Genomic DNA, 18,585 nt, shown 5'->3' on the forward strand with positions numbered 1-18,585 from the left:
AGGGGCGAGTAAACTCATTTTATGAAAACACAATAACTTTTTAGCGACAGTGAAGGAGCAGTACAGTGATTTTAGGAGTAGAAGGTAGCCCGAGGCGGGGAGGAAATTCGTATTCCATGCTTACCATGTTTTCTGAACACTGTACTCGGGAGGGAATGTCGTTTTTTGATGTTCACCTGCGTGATTACAGGTATGAGCCATGCGTAGGATGTGAACGGTGCAGGAAAGATAAAATCTGTACAAAGTTCACTGACGGAATGACATTATTGTATCCGAAGATTCAAGAATCTAAGGGGCTGGTACTGATTTCCCCTGTGCATAATTATAACGTAACAGCTTGGGTAAAAGGGTTTATCGACAGATTCTACTGTTATTACGATTTTACTAAAGATCGTCCTCGAGGTTGGTCCAGCAGGCTTGCAGGGCAAGGGCGAAAAGCTGTGATCGGAGCCATTGCAGAGCAGGAAACAGAAGCGGATATGGGCATTGCTATGGATGCCATGCGTATGCCGCTGGAGGCCTTGGGCTTTGAGGTCGTGGCAGAACTTCCAGTGCTTAATATTTTCGATGCAGGGCATATTAAGAAAAATGATGTTGCTGTTAACCAAATTGCTGAGGCGGCACAAAAATTGGTAACCTCATTACGCAGTTCATAGCTACACTATAATTCTGACAGATGCCGCTCTGGTATCTGTGTTTTGAACTAAAAAAGAGGCGTACAGAGTATTTTTGAGAATTTCTCAAAATGGCTCTGTACGCCTCTTTTCCTTTGTTTATCCACCTGTTGCGCACGCTGCTTCCGCGCCTTTGGCGCATGTTTTGCAATTCCCCTTCTGACAGAAATTCCACTTGGGAGGAAACGTCATGCAAAGCAGTGTGTATAGCGCCCTATTCGGTGCTCTTACAAATGAACACCGTCTCAATAATATCAGTAACAATTTAGCTAACATAAATACAACAGGCTACAAGCGTGACACCCTTGCCTTTAAGGACACCTTTGTCATGTTTGCCCATGATCAGATTATGGAACCTGTGGCAAATGTTCGCTCAGAAAAGTTGTTCCCGGAGCCTAAGCTCATGGCAAAGCCGCGTATTGCAGTGGCTCAGACCGATTTTTCGCCGGGAGCAGTAAAACTTACTGGAGGCCCTTTGGATATGGCAATCCACGGGGAAGGTTTCTTTAAAATCCAAACTCCTGACGGTGAGTATCTGACCCGTAACGGCAAGTTCCGTCAAAGCACTGACGGCACCTTGGTTACTGACAGAGGCTACCCTGTACTCGGTGATGGCGGGCCTATTGAATTGCCACGTAACGCAAAAGTTATTGTTGGTGAAAGAGGTGAGGTCTACGCAAACAATGTGCAGGTGGGGCAGCTTCAGCTGGTTACCTATGATGATTTGAAAAGTTTGGAAAAGCTCGGACAGAACTTGTTCAGAGTTCGTGATGGCTCCAATGCAGCAGAGCAGCCAGCAGCAACCGCTTCTATTCAGCAGGGTGCTCTTGAGTCAGCAAACGTGGAGGTCGTTTCAGAAATGGTAAACATGATTGAAGCGCACCGCCAGTTCGAAGCCTATACCAAAGTTATGAAAGCCAGCAGCGAACTGGATAAAAACTCAACGCAACGCCTTGGTAAATCCAGCGCGTAGTTTATCGGAGGATACTAGTTATGATGCGTTCCCTTTGGACCTCTGCGTCCGGTATGTACGCCCAGCAGTTGAACATTGATACTATTTCTAACAACCTTGCAAACGTAAATACCATCAGCTTTAAGAAGAGCCGCGCAGAATTTGAAGATCTTATGTATCAGTCCATGAAGATCGCCGGTTCTCCTACAGGTGACAACGGGCAGGTTCCAACTCCTGTTCAGGTTGGTATGGGTGTTCGTCCGGCAAGTGCACATAAGTTCTTCACTCAGGGTGATTTCCAGAATACCACAAACCCGCTTGATTTTGCCATCGAAGGCGAAGGCTTTTTCCAGGTAGAGGTGAACGGTGAGCTTCGTTACACCCGTGCCGGTGCATTCAAGCTGGATAAAGACGGAACTGTTGTGACTTCCAACGGCTACAAACTCCAGCCGGAATTTGTTGTGCCGCAAAATACTAAAAGCATCACCCTTGGTGAGAAAGGCCGTCTCGTAGCTCTTGATTCCCAGGGCAATGAATTAGCTGCTGCGGATATTCCGCTGTACTCTTTCATCAACCCTGCCGGTCTCGATCCACTCGGTCGTAATATTTATGCACAGACACAAGCTTCTGGTGATGCAGTAGAGAACGTGGCCGGTGAAAACGGTACGGGCACTCTTGCTCAGGGCTTCCTTGAGATGTCCAACGTAAAGATCGTTGACGAAATGGTAAATATGATCGTTGGTCAGCGTGCATACGAGATGAACTCAAAATCAATCCAGACATCTGACTCAATGTTGAAGCTTGCATCACAGCTCAAAAGTTAGCGTAGCCCATTCGGAGTATGCGTATGCGTAATATAATTGTCATTTCCATGCAGCGGATAACGCTCTGCTGCATGGCTGTATGGATGCTGGCAATGGCGACTACTGCTGTTGCTGCAGAGGCTGACTGGCACTTTACAGTATTTCCTGCTGCAATCGTGAAGGGAGACACTGTACTGCTTGGCGAGATCGCACAACCTTCCGGTGATATTTCGGAGGAGTCCTGGCAGAATCTTGCAAAAAAGAAGCTGTGGCCTGCACCGAACAGAGTTGGACGGCCTATGGCTATTACACGTCCGAAATTGCGCAATGCGTTACAGCGCTACCTTGGTAAGATGGCTTCAAAAGCTGTGTTGCCCGGTTCCATTGCTCTTCAGCGTGGTGGAAAGGTTGTGCAGAAGAATACGCTCTCGCAAATGGTTTCACGATCTATCACTAATGCTACGCAGCAGTTGGATGGTGAAGCAGTCTTGCGTGATATGACTATTCCGAATTTTATATTTCTTCGTGATGCAAAAAACCGTCTTGATATTGAACCGCTCAGAACTGTTGATGCCGGACGTATAGCAATCAGGTTCATGGAGCTTGATCCGAACGGAAAGGTAGTACGTCGCGTCAATGGCGGTGCGTTTTTAGACTTATGGGTAACTGTGCCTTGCGCAGCTGCACCGTTAAATAGAAACGATATTTTGACACCGGAGCAGATTACATACCAGCGCAAGAACTTGGCGTACCTGCGTGGTGATGCGTGGGACGGACGAGGCGGGCCATACAGGGTTACCCGTACTCTTGGTGCTGGAACACCGATCTTTGAGCAGGATTTAGAGATTGTACCGGTTGTTACCAAAGGTTCTCGAGTTGCCCTTATCTACAAGGGTAAGGCTATCCGTTTGTCAGTTGTAGCACTGGCAATGGAAGACGGGCGTACAGGAGAGGTTATTCCGGTTCGCAATTTGCAAAGTAAGAGAACAGTTTACGCAACAGTGTTGAATGACAGCACGTTGGTTATTGAAAGAAAACGCTAAACGTATTGAATTTAGCGGAGATAACAAAGTTTTTGAGTATGAGGTATTCCATGAATATTCGTTTTTACACTGTCATCATTCTGGCAGCACTCCTGTTAACGGGGTGTCAGGCTGCCAAGGAAAAGCCGGTTCCATCAATGCCGCTGGCAGAACCGCCGCAATTGCTTACTCCAGAGATGCAGCAGGCAAATCCGGGCTCTCTTTTCCAGCCAACTAACGCAGATTTCCTGTTTGCAGATAACCGCGCCCGAAGAGTTGGTGACATCGTTATGGTGAATATTGTGGAAAATGCCACTGCCAATAACAAGGCAAATACCAAAAGCGACAAAGACTCTTCAATTGATCTCGGCATTGATGCTTTCTTCGGTAAGTCTTCTGTTCCGGTATTCGGAAAGATTGGTAACCCGATGTTGAAAGCTTCCAGCGGAGTTAAATTTAAGGGTGACGCTGAAACAAAGCGTGAAAATAAATTTACCGCAACGGTTGCGTGTCGTGTGTTGAAAGTGGGCACAGGGGGAATGCTTCAGATTGAAGGTGTTCGTGAAACTCAGGTGAACGATGAAACACAGTACCTCATGCTTACAGGTCTTATCCGTGCTCGCGATATCAGAGATGACAACAGCATCCTTTCAACACAGGTTGCTAATGCCCGCATCAAGTACTTTGGTGAAGGTGTTGTGTCTGACAAGCAGAAGCCGGGTTGGGGTACACGCCTCATGGATACTATTTGGCCGTTCTAAGACAGGGTGAAATTACTATGAAACGTATTCAACACATAGCAGCGCTTTTGATTTTCGCATTCGTTATGGCTGCAGCGCTTCCGCAGGCTGCCAGTGCTGTGCGTATCAAGGATATTGCTGACTTTGGCGGCGTCCGAGATAACCAACTTGTAGGATATGGCCTTATCACCGGTCTTAGTGGCACAGGTGACAGTTCCTCTTCTACATTCACTACCCGTGCTGTTGTGAACATGCTGGAAAAAATGGGCGTGAGCGTAAGTACACGCGACATTAAATCCAAAAACATTGCAGCGGTTATGGTTACTGCAAAACTTCCAGTTTCTGCAAAACCGGGTTCCCGAATTGACGTAACTGTTTCCAGCCTTGGCGATGCAAAAAGCTTGCTTGGTGGCGTTCTGCTTATGACTCCGCTGAAAGGTATTGACGGGCAGGTGTATGGTATCGCGCAGGGTGCTGTTGCCATTGGCGGTTTTTCTGCAGAAGGCAAAGCCGCAAAGGTGACAAAGAACATTACCACAGTGGGGCGTATTCCTAACGGTATGAACGTTGAACGCGCAGTGCCGTTTAAGTTTAATAGCCAGAATACCCTGACCTTGAATATGCACAATCCTGATTTTTCCACAACAAATCAGGTTGTAGAAAGTTTGAATATGGCAATTGGCGGTAACTTCGCTTTTGCTAAAGATATTTCCACTATTTCTTTGGATGTGCCTCCGCAGTACATAAACAATATCGTACCGCTCATGGCAGCTATTGAAAATATCGAAGTGAGACCTGACCAGAGAGCTCGTGTTGTTGTTGACGAGAACACAGGCACAGTTGTTGTGGGTAGCAATGTTACCATTTCACCTGTGGCGATTGCTCACGGTTCCTTGCAGATTGTTGTTCAGGAAGACCAGAAAGTATCGCAGCCTAATCCGTTCTCACAGGGTAAAACTGTGACAACTCCGCAGACTAACGTACAGGTCAAAGAAAAGAACAAACGTCTGGTTCTGGTAGAAGGTGCAACCTTGAAGGAACTGACCGAAGGTTTGAATGCTATCGGCGCTACGCCGCGCGACCTTATCTCTATCCTCAATGCTCTGAAAGCAGCCGGTGCGCTGCATGCGGAACTGGAGGTGATCTAAGATGGTATCTCCTGTTGATTCTGATCTGCTTAATGCCTCTATGGGGGCACAGCAGTTAAAAGCAAAATCTAAGCAGCTTGCCGCCCTGAAAAAGGGCGGCGCTGAAGAAAAAGCAAAACTGCGTAAAGCGGTTGAGGGCTTTGAAGCCATCTTTATTCAAAAGATGTGGCAGCAAATGCGAACCTCAATACCGAAAAGCGGTATGTTTAACAGCCGTGAAGAAAAGATGTGGCAGGGGATGTACGATCAGGAACTGGCGGTTAAAATGTCGCAGTCCGGTGGTGTCGGGCTTGCAGATCTTCTGTATTCCCAGCTTTCAGATAAGCTTGGTGATGCGAGCCGCAGTACCCATAGCAGCGGTGCAGATGTTCCTCCGGTCAGAGACCTGTCTTCTAATGACGTCTTTACCAAAATTAAGGCGCTCTCCGAACGTGATGGCCCAAAAACAAAGAGTGTTCAGCCATTGGATGATTTGTATTCTCCGATGGAAGAACAGGAAAGTCAGGCTCAGTCAGTCGCAATGAAGGTTGTTAAGACTGATCTGGACTCCATGTCCGACAAGGATGTGGTTGAGAATGTTGACGAGCTTGAACGTCAGCTTGAGATGGAACTTGCTTCTGACCCTGCGCAGGTTTTCCAGCAACAGGGACAGGTGGCTCCAGATAACCGTGCGTCAGCAGAGCCAGTTCGGAACAATTACAAGCCAGCAGTTGAGACGGATGTTACTCCGGTTGGTGGACTGGAAGCCTCCGGTGCCACATCTCAGGTGCTCGGCATGGGTGGGCCGGTTCCTCCTTCTCCAGATATGGCAACGATTAACTGGCCGCTTCCCGGGCCGATTTCTTCCCAATTCGGTTGGAGGAAAGATCCGTTCACAGGGAAGCGTGCCTGGCACAGCGGAGTGGATATTGCCGGTAAGGTCGGTGATCCCGTAGCTGCTGCATGGGATGGTAAGGTCATTTATTCCGGTGAAAAGGATGGGTACGGAAAACTGGTTGTTCTGGAGCATCCTAACGGATGGCGCAGTTACTACGGCCATAACAGCAAATTGGATGTCAAAGTCGGTGAGAGTATCGCGGCTGGCAAGAAAATTGCTGAAGTAGGAAGTACAGGACGTTCCACAGGGCCGCATCTGCACTTTGAAGTGCGTCAGGGTGAACTTGCATGGAACCCCCAACAGATTAGATCCCGCCTGATGGCAGGACTTCCCATAGGTCGGGTAACGTAACGGAGAAACCATGTACACAGAAACTCACCAGAATTTACATCGTCAGGAAAAAGCGCTTGAGGTGCTTGAAACGCTACTTGGGGAAGAGTTTGCCGAGTTACGTGAGCGTAAACCGGAATCTATTACCGCGATTGAGTTTTCTGTTCATGAGCTCATGCGACAAATTGCTAACGAGCGTACAGAGCTGAAAAATACTCTGGGTGGACAGCGGCTTGCGGATGTTATTCAGATTCTTTCAGAGGAAGAACAAACAGAACTTAACGGGATGCTTGCCCGCATTGATGTGCTGGAAAAACGTTGTTCTCGTCAGGCTTCCATGAACGCTGAACTTGCTCTTGCTCTGCATGATCAAAGTCAGGCACTGCTCAACCATCTCCAAAGTCAAATTCAACCACGCAAACACGCTACCTACGGAAAAACCGGATCATATACGCAAAGTCGTCCGGAGGCCGTACTTATACACGGGAGACTCTAAATGGCTATAACCTCGTTACTCAATTTGGGCGGCAATTCCGTCTACACTCCTCCTAAGGAAATAAAGCCTACTGATAGCAACATCCCTGCACGTAAAACGAGCGATGTTGCGTCTGCAGAGCAGTCTGTTCGAAACACCGGTATTTTTTATCTACCGGGGCTTATGAACGTCAGTAAGACTGGTAACGAGGTGATCTCTCAATTCATGGAACAGGTTGAGTTGCAGAAGGTCGGGCGTACCTCGGACTTTGCTCGTTGGGACAGCCAGCGTGAAATGCTGCTTAATGTTGATTCCATGTTTGCCACAGAAGATGCCCGAGGCTCTCAGGATACGATCAGTCGTTTTTTTGATAACTGGAAAACACTGAGTACAAATCCGCAGGATGAGTCTACAAGACAGGCTGTTCTTTCCAGTTCAGAAGCTGTTGTTGAGATGTTGCGCGGCCAGCGCGATATGTTGAAGGCAACATCAAATGCGTTGGGTGAAGCCGTTCAGGAGTCATTAACCAGCCTTAATGACAAATTGCAGGCTCTCGTGGACGTAAATGAACGTTTGGCATCGCCTGACAATTCCGGAATGCGTAGTGAACTGATTCGCGAGCGAAATGAAATTGTTCATGCCATTTCAGAGAAGTTGGATATTGATACCAATTTGAATACCCGCGAGCAGATGAAAGTTTCTACCCGTTCCGGATTCACACTGGTGGATGCAACATCTGCATACACATTGCAGTTGAGTGAGCCATCTATTTCATCCCGCCTAACTCCTGCTTCCACCTTTGACGGTAACGTATCTTTTTCAGGTACCTCCTCCCGTGAAGTGACGCTTGAAATCACACAAGGCGGTGCAGTAGGCACAGGTGAAGTACGTTTCAGAGCTTCATTGGACGGTAAGCGTTCATGGCTTTCTGATGCAGAAGGCAATGATCTTCAATTCACAGTTGAAGCAAACGGAACAGCACCGTCAGTACAGAATTTAGACGTAACCTTTAATGCCAACGCAGGAATGCTTGCAGCTGGCGATACATTCTCCATTGTGCCAAAGCAGCACGTTACCGGATTTACACCGCAGGGACGTGTGAACCTGACACCCCAGTCCTTTTTTGACGGCAGCGACAATGAATTGCGTATTACAGGCGGACAGATTGCAGGGTTCATGCAGCTGCGTGATAACAAACTCGGTACTTATTCTGAAAAGTTGGATGCACTTGCATCTACAATAATTACAGCAGTAAACAAGTTTCATGCGCAAGGCGCATCCACGGTTTCCCAGTCTGAGGTGACAGCTTCAAATACTGTTGTGAACCCGGACGTGCCGCTTGCAGGCAACGGCTCTGGCCTGGCAACGAATAACAATATTTCTGCCGGTAAAATGACCCTTATTGTTTCAAATACAGAAACCGGCAAGCCTGCGCCTACCACAGCGTACGGTATTATCGATTTTTCCAGTGTTGCTCCGTACTCACGGGATTTTGATCCTTCTGTGCACTCCTTAAACAACGTGCGTGATGCTCTGAACAGTTCCCTTGGACAGTTCGGCTCTGCAACTGTTGAAGGAAACGCGTTGAAAATTACTGCAACAGAGAATCATTCATTCTCCTTTGGAGAAGACACATCAGGGCTGTTCGCAGCTTTGGGAATGAATACATTTTTTGCGGGCACAACTGCCAGTAATATGGAAGTCCATGCTGGGTTACGTGAAAATCCTGCTGCTATTAATGCTGGTGTTGTAAACAATGCAGGTGCCGTTGTGGCAGAAAATGGTGATATTGCTAAGTCCATTGGTGCTCTCAAGGATAAGCCTTTCACGTTTGCGACTCCGGGGGAAGCAACAAAGAAAGAAAGTGCGCGCGACTATTACTCCGCCTTGAGTGTACAGGCAAAAGATGATGCAGCAAAAGCGTTATACAAAACGCAATTTAATGAGGCCCTGCTACTTGACCTTTCTCGTCAGAATGCCACAATACACGGCAGCAATTTAGATGCTGAAATTTCAGAAATGACCCGATTCCAGCATTCGTACAAGGCAGCAGCAAAACTCATTATGTCTGCAGAAGATATGATGCAGGCCATCGCTGGAATGCCTAATTAACAGAAGACCACTGTGAATGGCGGATACCGCATGTCGCAGTTGTTCCTGCGACAGCAGGTTTTTGTCATAAAACTTTAGCAAGAGTAGTGACGCCTATGCTTATACTGACCCGACGTGCGGGGGAGAGCTTGTGCATAGGGGACAACATAAAGGTCACAGTCCTCAGTGTACAAGGAAAGCAGGTAAAGATTGGATTGGATATACCAGACGGGATGCCGGTATACCGTGAAGAAGTTTATTTGCGAATTAAAGAACAGAACCGTCAGGCAAGTGAAACGCTCGACACAGACTTTTTAATGGCAACAGAATTATGGAAAAGCAAAAAGAAATAGTAATCGAAACCCGTATAGGTACACAAAGTGTCTCTATGGATAAAGTCATTGAGTTTCCTCGGGGGCTGCTGGGTTTTGAGAACCATCACAACTTTACGTTGCTTCAGCTTCGGGATGCCTCTCCATTTCTTGTTCTGCAAAGTACTGAAGAGCCGAAACTGGGGTTTCTTGTAGCAGACCCTTACAGCTTTATTGACGACTATCCAGTTATTATTAACTCTGTTGATGAAGAAACGTTGCAGGTTAAAGATCCATCCGATGTTGCCGTGCTGGTAACCGTGACTATTCCACATGGGCGACCGGAGAATACTGCTTTGAACCTGACAGGTCCGATTCTGGTGAACAGAAAAAGTCGTCGCGGAGTGCAGACTCCGTTGAATGACCGTAAGATTCCGACCCAACTGTATTTGAATATAGAGAGTAGCTAATTTTTGCTGGTTGAAATGCGTAAGCAAGCAAAAAGGGTGAGTTGATTGGTTCAACTCACCCTTTTTTTATTCTACTAACTGACAGTCACGAAGAGGTATTTGCGGGCTGTCAGGATATTGTATTATAGTTAGATTACCTTGTTCAGTGCGTATTCAATAATACCTTCTGCACCTTCCGCTTTCAGACGCGGAATGAGGTCACGAACAAGTCCCTGATCTACAACAATCTCTACAGAGTGCCATGCTGTATCTGTAAGTTCAGCAATGGTTGGAGAGTTCAGAGAAGGAATTTCATTAAGAATTTCCGGAAGCTTATCACTCGGTACGTTCATTTTGAGACCGACGAGGGACTCTGCACGTAAAGCGCCCTGCAAAAGCAGATCAATCTGTTCTATTTTACGGCGCTTTTCAGGATCAGCCCAGGCTGCTTCGCTTGTGACGAGCTGTGTGTTGGTGACGAGCACTTCAGCAATAATGCGCAGGCCGTGAGCGCGAATAGTTGTACCGGTTTCGGTTACTTCAACAATCGCATCGGCAAGTCCTTCAACAACCTTCGCTTCTGTCGCACCCCATGAGTACTGTACATCCACATCAATACCGGCATCTTCAAAATATTTTTTGGTAACGCCAAGCAATTCCGTAGCAACACGTTTGCCTGCGAGGTCTTCCGGACGCTTGTACGGAGAATCGCCCGCAACAGCCAGAACCCAGCGAGCAGGGCGGTTGGATACTTTGGAGTACACGAGGTCAGAAACAACCTTTACGTCTGCGCCAGTCTCAAGCAACCAGTCTTTACCAGTAAGACCTACGTCAAGAATACCGTCTTCAATGTATGAAGGGATTTCCTGAACACGACAAAGGCGTGCGGTGATTTCCGGATCGTTGATCTCAGGAAAGTAGTTTCTGTGGTGCTGGTGAATTTTCCAGCCGGAGCGTTCAAAAAGGCTTAAGGTAGGTTTTTCTAAAGAACCTTTAGGCAGACCGAGTTTGATAATTGGATTGGTAGAAGACATTATGAGTAGACCTCCTTAGGGTCGAAAACTAACGGCGAACAGATTGAAACGTCGCCCTCTTTGTTACGTTCACGATAAAAACAGCTTTTATACCCTTTATGGCAGGCCGCGCCGCCTTTTTGCTCTACGATCAGCAGAATTGTATCGCTGTCGCAGTCAAGGCGCACGGCCTTGATATGCTGGGTATGTCCTGACGTTTTGCCTTTATGCCACAGTGCATTACGGCTGCGGCTAAAGTAATGGGCTTCGCCCGTTTCAAGAGTCCTGTTCCAAGCTTCTTCATTCATATAGGCCATCATGAGCACATCGCCAGTTGCTGCATCTTGAGCAATAGCGGGAACAAGACCACCTGTTTTCGCAAAGTCAGGGGTAAAGTCTGTCATTTAAGTCCCTTTGGTAGTCTTTGTTATAATGTTTCGGGAAGGATTTCCAAATTTGTAAATTGTATGCCTAACTAATAATCCTGAGAGTTGCAACTCTCATTATGGCAAATGCCCCCCTGTTTACGGGGAATGTTGCTGCCTCCGGCGGGTCTCCGACGGGCAGGCGGGCGTTGCCTCCTGCACCCCCACAAGGGGACACGTCCCCTTGACCCCGAATATACGCGAGTCTGACGTTGGAAGCCGTGTAAGAGCTACTTCTTAAAAGAAATTTGTTTAGCGTACGACATCAACATGGATGGAAGCAAGGTGCTCCAGTTCTTCGCTGAGGGAAAGTGCATGGCTGAGTGTGTCTGCCCAGCAAACGAGCCCATGCTTTTCCATGTAGACAGCATCATGCGTGATGGCAGCCTTACCTGTTGCTTTTGCAAGTTCCACTGTCCCAGGCTCAAAAGCAGGTGCCGTGGTCATACGGGAGCCGATTAAATCCGTTTCATAAATAGGGAGTTTGAGCATTTTTTCAGGAGCTACAAGCACACCCAGAGCAAGAATTTTTGGCGGGTGTGTATGTAAGATAGCACGAGCCTTTGGTTGATTGCGATAAATATCTAAATGCATTTCGCCTTCGGAAGACGGTTTACTGCCGGAAAGAACCTTGCCGCTTGCAATGTCCACCAGAACAAAATCCTTCGGCTCAAGGCATCCCTTGGCAGAGCCAGTTGCTGTCATAAGACAGGCATCACCAAGCCGTATGGATGCATTACCATTGAAGCCGGAGAACAGTCTGCGGCTCCACGCGCTGCGACAGACACTAGTGATTTCCTCAATGTCTTCACGGCGGATGTCTTTAGGCGTTATCAGATTAGCGGGGGTTGGTGTCTTTTTGATGTCGATAAGCGGTGTTTTGTCTAACGCTTCAAGCGGCTCCACACGCATTTTGTTGGTATCGATTTCAAGAATGGTGACAGTATGAACGCCCACAGGGTTAGGACGTGCAGGGGAACGTGTGGAAAAAATACCGCGTTTCGGGCGGGAGTGATCGCCGCGCGGATGTACTGCCATAACGTCCCTGTCAGCCTTATGGAGCCACGTCAGCAGATCAATGGATTGACCGACTTGTAACCCTTCAAGTCCTGCTGCGAATTGGGGCTCAAGTTCTACCCAGCCTTCTTTGCCTCCCTCATCGCCCTGCTTCGGGCATGTCTCCAGATCATCAAACTGTGTGCGAACTCTGCCTATGAATTGAATTTCTGCGGTCATGGTGTGTTCCTGTGAGCTGAAAATGAGTAGCTGCAAAGTGGTGTAGAAAATACGTTGCTGGAAAAAACTTTGTAACGAGGCCTTACCCTACGCGAAGTGATCGAAACCGCCTTCAGTGACGGATTGTCCGTTGAGCATCACTTTGCCGTTATTGGTGACGGTTCCCAGCTTTTGCATCTGTGGAAGTTTCATATGCAGTTCTGTAAAGATGGATGCAGGGCAGGTGCCGAGCAATGCGTAATCTTCACCGCCTTTGAACGCTTCCAGCACTGGATCACAGTCATTTTCCAGTGCAAATGAAAGCTGCTCTGCGTGGAGCATGTCTGTTGTGATGTTGATGCTCGCCCCTTTGCTGGACGGTTTGTCAGCTGAGGCAGTAGTTTTGTCTCCAAGCAGTCGAGGAATATCACGTGCAAGCCCGTCAGATAAATCCATCAGTGTGACTCCGCTGTACGCAGAGAGGATTTGTCCAGCTTCAAGCTGCGGTACTGGACGCAGGTGCGCGTTTGTTGCTGCAGGGTATTCGTCTACTGCATTGCGACCTATGGATTCCAGCGCATACAGTCCTGTTCGGGCAAGGCCGAGCGTACCGATGAGGAAGATCACATCGCCTTCTGAGCATCCAGTGCGGTTTAAGAATACAGGCGTTCCGCCGGCGGTGCGTGTTGGTGCGCCCCAGATGGTAACAGATGTTCCTAAAATAGGTGATTTGGAAAGATCACCGCCTGCCAGCGGTACATTGTGCTTTTTAGCAAGGCTTGCCATGCCTCCGAAGAAATCATCCCAATATGCATGATTACGGCCTTCAGGAATCATAAGGTCAAGCGAGAAGCCCAGCGGTGTAGCACCGGATGCAGCAATATCGCTCAGGCTGACAGCAAGCGCCTTGTAGCCGATATCTTCAGGCGAAAAGTACTGCTCACGAAAATGCACATCTTCAAGAAACAAGTCGGAAGACAAACAAACACGTTCAGGGCAGGAGAGTACTGCGCAGTCATCGCCACGCCCGACAATCAGATGCGGGTGGCTGTTGGGAAAATGGCGGTCAATGCAGTCTAAAAAAGCAACTTCGGACGATAATTTTTTCTGTGTCATGGATGACTCCTGAATAATGGCTTCCGGCAAACTGGGTGCAGATCGTAAGGATAGCGCGTTTGCCGGAATTGGTCATGGATATTGGGTTAGTCTTCCATAACTAAATATGCTTCCATAATGACTTTCAGCCCGAAGCCGGGGAAGTTCACACGGTATTTGTCTGGTGGCAGATGTTGAATAATCTTGCCGCGTCCGAAAATTTTGTGTGTGCAGTGTCCAAGTTTTCCACCGCTCACGCTGCTGCCGCTGCTTCCAGATGCTGCACTCGGTTTTGGCTTCGTAGTAGAACCGCTTTTCTGCGGTGCGCGGTGAGGCGGCGTGCTGGTAGGACGTGCTGTCTGGGTGACGGTGCCTGCGTAGTTCTCGCGCCATTCTTCATAGAGGGAACCCGGAATATCCCGCACAAACGGGCTAGGGATAGCAGGCTCGTTGCCGCCAGTGCCGCGTGCATACAAAGAAGACGGCACAAACAGGCCAAGGTATTTACGCGCACGGGTGCACGCAACGTACATGAGGCGGCGTTCTTCCTCGAACTCATCTGCTTTCTGTACGGCATGGCGTGAAGGGAAGCGATCTTCAACCAGATCGATGATAAGCACAGCGTCCCACTCAAGGCCTTTAGCAGAGTGGATTGTGGATAGCGTAATGAGTTCCGGATTCTCTTCTTCCTGTTTCTGTGTCGGGTCTTCCAGTGAAAGATCAGACAGGAACATGTCGATATCTGAGTAGCCGGACGCAATCTGCACAAGCTGCTCAAGCCCGTGTTCACGACGCGGGTAATCATCCGGATAGATGGTCTTAAGCTTTGGCTTGTAGTGCGCAAGCACCTCTTCAAGCAGCTCTACAGGCTCCAGACGCTGACGGCGCAAGGAGTCGATCAGATCAAGGTCTTCGCGCAGGTCAGGGTAGCGAACCAGTGCTTTTTGCAACTTGGTCGGGTCTTCAGCCTGTGTTGCTTCATAAATACGGATAGATGTCTTAGGGCCAACGCCCTTGATATTGGCGGTTAGTCTGTGGAATGCCGGTAAATCAAGCGGGTTCATCAGCAAGCGCACATAGCTCATTACGTCTTTGACGTGCGCAGCATCAGAGTATTTTAGTCCGCCGAATTTGCGGAATTTCAAACCAAGCTTATTCAGCTGCATCTCAAGATGGTAGGACTGGTAGCCCGCGCGGAACAGTACAGCAATCTCGTTGTTCTTGTATTTTTTGCGCAGCTTGCCGATCTTATCCACCACCATTTTTGCCTGTGTCAGGTCAGACAGCGGAAGAAGCACTTCCGGCTTTCTTCCGTCTTTCTTGTTGGAGAACAGGTTCTTCTGAAACGCCTGCGGTGCTTCGGCAAGAATGGAGTTGGTCAGATCAAGAATAGGCTGAATAGAGCGGTAGTTCTCTTCCAGCTTAACCATTTTGCAGCCCGGGAACAGTTTTGGGAAATCAAGAATGTTCTGCACGTTTGCGCCACGGAATGCGTAAATAGACTGCGCATCGTCGCCCACAGCCATAACATTGCCGTGCCCGCCCGCAAGCAGTCGCACAATACGCGCCTGCACAAGGTTGGTATCCTGATACTCATCCACCATGATGTACTTGAACCGCTGCTGGTAATACTCGCGAACCTCTTTGTTCACAGTAAGAAGCTGCTCCAGCTTAAAGAGCAGGTCATCGTAATCCAGCAAACCGTGCTGCGCCTTGTACTGCTCGTACTCGGTGCCGATAGTGGCAATGTCGTCACGGTATGCAGCAAGGTGGAATGCTTCACGGCGCAAAATGTCGTGCAGATCCATTTCCTTGTTACGGCTCTTGGACAACATGCCCATAACGGTCTGGATTTTCGGGAACGACTTGTCACCCTTACCGATTGAAAGCGTGTCCTTGCAGTACTTAAGCGCTCCGTTTGCATCCGCAGAGTCCATAATGGAGAGCGAGCCTTCGTATTCATCAGGCGGATTCTGGCGCAAAACAGAATACGCAAATGCGTGGAACGTGCCGCCGGTGATGTTGCCGACAGAATGTCCCAGCAGCTCCGCAGCACGCTGGAGCATCTCCTGCGATGCCTTGCGCGTAAACGTAAGCAGCAAAATTTCGTGTGGCGAAACGCCTTGTTCGATCATGTTCGCAAGACGGTACACCAGCGTACGGGTTTTACCGGAGCCGGCACCCGCAATAACAAGCATAGGGCCTTCAAGTGTCGTTGCCGCTTCGTACTGGGCAGGGTTCAATTCATTTTTGTAATCAATCATGGTGATGTTTTTTTTATGCCTCCGGCGGGCAGAGGGGGAACCCCGTTTTTTCAAAAAACGAGGTTCCCCCTCTGCACTCCCCCTCCTGAAAAAGGGTAGGACACCGAGAGGCTCTGAAAGTTTGTCGGTTCGTGAATAAGGGAACCGTGTTGTTTTCCTGCCGTATCTTTTGCGATCGACTGGGACACAGAAAGTGGGTTCTCCCCCAGACTCCCTTCCTAAAAATCTTATTAGGGGTGCTAGCGGGTCTGGGGATATAAATTTTCGTATCTGAAAGGTAATGGTGCAAAAGCCGCGAGGCTACTCCAAAAACGGGCTGGTATCGCAGTTAAAAGTTTTTGGAGAGTCCAGAGAACCTTGTTTCAACAAGGTTCTTTGGCCGCCGGAGGCTCGTTGAAGACAAAAGTCTCACCAAAAAACACCGCCGGAGGCATGGGTTTACCTTTCAAGATCAAAGTGTCGTAAAATTTCAGTGCCGACATCCCGCACGCGTTGCGGCTGTGCGTTGTGGCTATCGTAAAAGAAGGTATCCTGTACGGTGTGTGTTCCGGTTCTGCCGAAAAATCCGAACGGTTCCCTTCTGTTAAATTTCGCTTTGAGATCAAATCCTGCTACGGGCTCGCACACGAGGTTTGGTGCAAACTGCGCCATTTTGCCTGTGTAGAGCTTTTGTCCTTTGTGGATTTGTTTGAACACGCGCTGTCCGTTGTAGGTAACGGCCATGAGTTGTTCGGCTATGGACTGTTCTAGCGCAGGAATGTCTGAATCGGCAATAGTGCCGCGTGCAAACCGGCTGGTAGCGTGGATGTAAATACGCCCCGGGTCAAGCGCAAAAGCTTTGCATCTGGCAGATATCTGTTGCGGATCAAGCTCGTTGCAGGCTTCGGGCGGCAGCTGTGTTGCTAACAGTCCCATATCGCGGAGCAGCGCGTTTAGATCAACCTCTGTTATCAGGCGCGTGAAGCCGTGGTCTGCCAGTGACATAAGTCGCTTTGGCTCCGGCAGTGCATCGTAGGCGTCGAGCACTTCACCTATCAGACTGTCCCATTCTTCCAGCAGGCTCAGGCATTCGGCATGCCACGGGTGCGCAGGTTCTTCCACGGCATCGAAGAGGAAATGGAAAAGCCTGTCCGTTTCGGTGAGTACAAAAATAAACAGATCCCATGCACCGTCTTTCCAGAGCAGGGAGAAGGCGCGCTTTCGTGCTGCCAGTGTTTTGCGTAGCTGGTCGAGCAGAAACGCAGGATCGCTGGCTCCGGTGGTGGTGTCTGCTTCGAGCAGAAAATCTGCGCCGAGCATATTGAGCAGAAATTTAGGGTAGACCGCTTGGGACAGCTCTTCCGCAACAAAGCCGGAAATCAGCATGCCGTTGATGGCTCGTGCAGGATAAGTGTTCGGTAAGTTAATGCTTCTTGTCCGATAACCTGCCTCACCGAGTCTGTCGAAGATAGTAGGGTGCTGCGGCTGCTCAAAGTTACACAGCCCCATTGTATAGTCGCGGCTGTGAATACGGGTAAACCCGTACACGCCGTGTTCACCGGGATCTGCTGCTGTGTAAAAGCTTGTCCAGTTAACAGGGGACAGTTCCGGCAGTTCTGCCTGCATTTCAGTTGCTGAAGGTGTAAGCCGTGCAAGGGACGGAAAACGTCCTGTTGCAGCCAGTTTTCGGGCAAGCGACAGCGGCAGCCCGTCCAGTCCGAGCACAACGAGTTTTCCGTTGCTGTTGGTGTTTTCTACTATCAATGACATGACCACGTGTTTACCAGATGGGCATGTGCAGGGCTAGAGGGGAAACGGGAAAAGCACAGATTGCTGACAACCCCGCGCATTGCGGCGTCTTTTCGAAAACATCAGGTGCTCACATATGGTTTTATATACGTCGCGCTGAATTTTTCTCATTCCGTGTACTGCACAGAGTTAGCTTAATCTGGCAGGTAGGGCTTTTGTGGATAGGTTATGGGTAGTTGTATAACCGTCAGGAGCATTATAAAAAGGACGGAACCAAGTGCCTGCGGGGGATGCTGACCTGTTTGGTGCCCACGTAGCAGTAGCAAGAAGGTTGACAGAACCTGTACGGAATGGCTTGTATTGCGCACGTATTTTACAAAGCAGGAGTTATTGATGGCTACGTTTGATTGCGAAGTGTTAGGTTACGTACGGTACAATCCGGAACTCAGCTACTCAGAGCTTATCGAGTGCGAAGACGACGTAAAAGAAAAGCTTACCGACTCGCTACGCGAGCAGGGCGCAGAGCACGTGGACTTTTTCGCGCTGGACGACGGATTGCGGATTCAGTTTGTCCTCAACGAGTACGACGAAGGACAATTGCATACGCTCTGTGATGCTGTTCTGCCATGTTTACCGGAAAAGACCGTAACACGCTTGTATGCCATCCAGAAAAACTTAGAGACTTCTACCCTGTTTCAGTTCGAAAACGGTGCATGGAAAGAGGCCGGAATAGAAATATCATCCGCTTTCTGTCTATAGTTGGAGAAAAAGCAAAAAAAATGCATAATGTGGTTGACGACATCCCGCCTAGCGGTATAGAAGTCTTCACCTTTTCTGTGCCCGGGTGGTGGAATTGGTAGACACAAGAGACTTAAAATCTCTCGTCCTCACGGACGTGCCGGTTCAAGTCCGGCCCCGGGTACCAGAGATAAAAAAGCCTTCACGGTGATTCTAACGAATCGTTGTGAAGGCT

At 48.8% G+C, this 18,585-nt stretch carries 18 protein-coding genes and 1 tRNA gene; 13 read left to right on the forward strand and 6 right to left on the reverse strand.

Annotated features, from left to right (window positions below; all coding sequences use genetic code 11):
* The first annotated feature begins 65 nt into the window (after positions 1–65).
* The 11 genes from SP90_RS08475 (at position 66) to fliW (ending at position 9,893) form a co-directional block, all read left to right on the forward strand.
* Positions 66–656 (forward strand): flavodoxin family protein, encoded by a 591-nt coding sequence (locus SP90_RS08475; RefSeq protein WP_066854558.1) that lies wholly within the window; start codon positions 66–68, stop codon positions 654–656.
* A 208-nt stretch (positions 657–864) separates the two neighbouring features.
* On the forward strand, positions 865–1,647 hold the full coding sequence (gene flgF, locus SP90_RS08480) for a flagellar basal-body rod protein FlgF (RefSeq protein WP_066854560.1): 783 nt from the start codon (positions 865–867) through the stop codon (positions 1,645–1,647).
* A 20-nt stretch (positions 1,648–1,667) separates the two neighbouring features.
* Positions 1,668–2,450 (forward strand): flagellar basal-body rod protein FlgG, encoded by a 783-nt coding sequence (gene flgG, locus SP90_RS08485; protein WP_066854562.1) that lies wholly within the window; start codon positions 1,668–1,670, stop codon positions 2,448–2,450.
* 23 nt (positions 2,451–2,473) lie between these two features.
* On the forward strand, positions 2,474–3,472 hold the full coding sequence (flgA, locus tag SP90_RS08490; protein ID WP_197498780.1) for a flagellar basal body P-ring formation chaperone FlgA: 999 nt from the start codon (positions 2,474–2,476) through the stop codon (positions 3,470–3,472).
* Between the two features lie 50 nt (positions 3,473–3,522).
* The gene (locus SP90_RS08495) at positions 3,523–4,212 is read left to right on the forward strand and encodes a flagellar basal body L-ring protein FlgH (RefSeq protein ID WP_066854565.1); all 690 of its coding nucleotides are present in this window, start codon (positions 3,523–3,525) and stop codon (positions 4,210–4,212) included.
* A 17-nt stretch (positions 4,213–4,229) separates the two neighbouring features.
* Positions 4,230–5,339, forward strand: coding sequence for a flagellar basal body P-ring protein FlgI (locus SP90_RS08500; RefSeq protein WP_066854566.1), 1,110 nt, complete (start codon positions 4,230–4,232; stop codon positions 5,337–5,339).
* A gap of 1 nt (position 5,340) precedes the next feature.
* On the forward strand, positions 5,341–6,567 hold the full coding sequence (locus SP90_RS08505) for a peptidoglycan DD-metalloendopeptidase family protein (RefSeq protein WP_066854567.1): 1,227 nt from the start codon (positions 5,341–5,343) through the stop codon (positions 6,565–6,567).
* Positions 6,568–6,577: 10 nt separating this feature from the next.
* The gene (locus SP90_RS08510) at positions 6,578–7,042 is read left to right on the forward strand and encodes a flagellar protein FlgN (RefSeq protein ID WP_066854568.1); all 465 of its coding nucleotides are present in this window, start codon (positions 6,578–6,580) and stop codon (positions 7,040–7,042) included.
* Positions 7,043–9,133, forward strand: a complete 2,091-nt coding sequence (locus SP90_RS08515; protein ID WP_066854569.1) for a FlgK family flagellar hook-associated protein — start codon at positions 7,043–7,045, stop codon at positions 9,131–9,133.
* A gap of 95 nt (positions 9,134–9,228) precedes the next feature.
* The gene (csrA, locus tag SP90_RS08520) at positions 9,229–9,465 is read left to right on the forward strand and encodes a carbon storage regulator CsrA (protein WP_066854570.1); all 237 of its coding nucleotides are present in this window, start codon (positions 9,229–9,231) and stop codon (positions 9,463–9,465) included.
* The gene (fliW, locus tag SP90_RS08525) at positions 9,444–9,893 is read left to right on the forward strand and encodes a flagellar assembly protein FliW (RefSeq protein ID WP_066854572.1); all 450 of its coding nucleotides are present in this window, start codon (positions 9,444–9,446) and stop codon (positions 9,891–9,893) included. The genes csrA and fliW overlap by 22 nt, the downstream gene beginning before the upstream one ends.
* 128 nt (positions 9,894–10,021) lie before the next feature.
* Here the strand turns inward: fliW and hisG are convergent, their stop codons facing one another.
* From hisG to SP90_RS08555, 6 genes are all read right to left on the reverse strand, one after another.
* Complete coding sequence (gene hisG / locus SP90_RS08530) at positions 10,022–10,906, reverse strand: ATP phosphoribosyltransferase (RefSeq protein WP_066854574.1); 885 nt, start codon at positions 10,904–10,906, stop codon at positions 10,022–10,024.
* Positions 10,906–11,289 (reverse strand): phosphoribosyl-AMP cyclohydrolase, encoded by a 384-nt coding sequence (gene hisI / locus SP90_RS08535; protein WP_066854576.1) that lies wholly within the window; start codon positions 11,287–11,289, stop codon positions 10,906–10,908. Before hisI ends, hisG begins: the two co-directional genes overlap by 1 nt.
* 273 nt (positions 11,290–11,562) lie before the next feature.
* Positions 11,563–12,546: a tRNA (N6-threonylcarbamoyladenosine(37)-N6)-methyltransferase TrmO gene (gene tsaA, locus SP90_RS08540; RefSeq protein ID WP_066854577.1), complete on the reverse strand. Its 984-nt coding sequence runs from the start codon at positions 12,544–12,546 to the stop codon at positions 11,563–11,565.
* Positions 12,547–12,633: 87 nt separating this feature from the next.
* On the reverse strand, positions 12,634–13,641 hold the full coding sequence (gene thiL, locus SP90_RS08545; RefSeq protein WP_066854578.1) for a thiamine-phosphate kinase: 1,008 nt from the start codon (positions 13,639–13,641) through the stop codon (positions 12,634–12,636).
* An 86-nt stretch (positions 13,642–13,727) separates the two neighbouring features.
* The gene (locus tag SP90_RS08550; RefSeq protein WP_066854580.1) at positions 13,728–15,884 is read right to left on the reverse strand and encodes an ATP-dependent helicase; all 2,157 of its coding nucleotides are present in this window, start codon (positions 15,882–15,884) and stop codon (positions 13,728–13,730) included.
* Between the two features lie 438 nt (positions 15,885–16,322).
* Entirely contained in the window at positions 16,323–17,633 is a 1,311-nt protein-coding gene (locus SP90_RS08555; RefSeq protein WP_066854582.1) for an alkaline phosphatase family protein, read from the reverse strand.
* 372 nt (positions 17,634–18,005) lie between these two features.
* Between SP90_RS08555 and SP90_RS08560 the strand changes: the two genes are divergently transcribed.
* Together SP90_RS08560 and SP90_RS08565 are read left to right on the forward strand one after the other, a co-directional pair.
* On the forward strand, positions 18,006–18,371 hold the full coding sequence (locus SP90_RS08560) for a hypothetical protein (protein WP_066854584.1): 366 nt from the start codon (positions 18,006–18,008) through the stop codon (positions 18,369–18,371).
* Positions 18,372–18,450: 79 nt separating this feature from the next.
* Positions 18,451–18,537, forward strand: a tRNA-Leu gene (locus tag SP90_RS08565).
* Positions 18,538–18,585: the final 48 nt, after the last annotated feature.

The organism is Halodesulfovibrio spirochaetisodalis, assembly GCF_001672295.1.
GTDB lineage: Bacteria > Desulfobacterota > Desulfovibrionia > Desulfovibrionales > Desulfovibrionaceae > Halodesulfovibrio > Halodesulfovibrio spirochaetisodalis.

Coding starts and splice junctions, on each gene's coding strand:
- flgF (WP_066854560.1), top strand. CDS start 865: ATGCAAAGCAGTGTGTATAGCGCCCTATTCGGTGCTCTTACAAATGAA.
- flgG (WP_066854562.1), top strand. CDS start 1,668: ATGATGCGTTCCCTTTGGACCTCTGCGTCCGGTATGTACGCCCAGCAG.
- flgA (WP_197498780.1), top strand. CDS start 2,474: ATGCGTAATATAATTGTCATTTCCATGCAGCGGATAACGCTCTGCTGC.
- SP90_RS08495 (WP_066854565.1), top strand. CDS start 3,523: ATGAATATTCGTTTTTACACTGTCATCATTCTGGCAGCACTCCTGTTA.
- SP90_RS08500 (WP_066854566.1), top strand. CDS start 4,230: ATGAAACGTATTCAACACATAGCAGCGCTTTTGATTTTCGCATTCGTT.
- SP90_RS08505 (WP_066854567.1), top strand. CDS start 5,341: ATGGTATCTCCTGTTGATTCTGATCTGCTTAATGCCTCTATGGGGGCA.
- SP90_RS08510 (WP_066854568.1), top strand. CDS start 6,578: ATGTACACAGAAACTCACCAGAATTTACATCGTCAGGAAAAAGCGCTT.
- SP90_RS08515 (WP_066854569.1), top strand. CDS start 7,043: ATGGCTATAACCTCGTTACTCAATTTGGGCGGCAATTCCGTCTACACT.
- csrA (WP_066854570.1), top strand. CDS start 9,229: ATGCTTATACTGACCCGACGTGCGGGGGAGAGCTTGTGCATAGGGGAC.
- fliW (WP_066854572.1), top strand. CDS start 9,444: ATGGAAAAGCAAAAAGAAATAGTAATCGAAACCCGTATAGGTACACAA.
- hisG (WP_066854574.1), bottom strand. CDS start 10,906: ATGTCTTCTACCAATCCAATTATCAAACTCGGTCTGCCTAAAGGTTCT.
- hisI (WP_066854576.1), bottom strand. CDS start 11,289: ATGACAGACTTTACCCCTGACTTTGCGAAAACAGGTGGTCTTGTTCCC.
- tsaA (WP_066854577.1), bottom strand. CDS start 12,546: ATGACCGCAGAAATTCAATTCATAGGCAGAGTTCGCACACAGTTTGAT.
- thiL (WP_066854578.1), bottom strand. CDS start 13,641: ATGACACAGAAAAAATTATCGTCCGAAGTTGCTTTTTTAGACTGCATT.
- SP90_RS08550 (WP_066854580.1), bottom strand. CDS start 15,884: ATGATTGATTACAAAAATGAATTGAACCCTGCCCAGTACGAAGCGGCA.
- SP90_RS08555 (WP_066854582.1), bottom strand. CDS start 17,633: ATGTCATTGATAGTAGAAAACACCAACAGCAACGGAAAACTCGTTGTG.
- SP90_RS08560 (WP_066854584.1), top strand. CDS start 18,006: ATGGCTACGTTTGATTGCGAAGTGTTAGGTTACGTACGGTACAATCCG.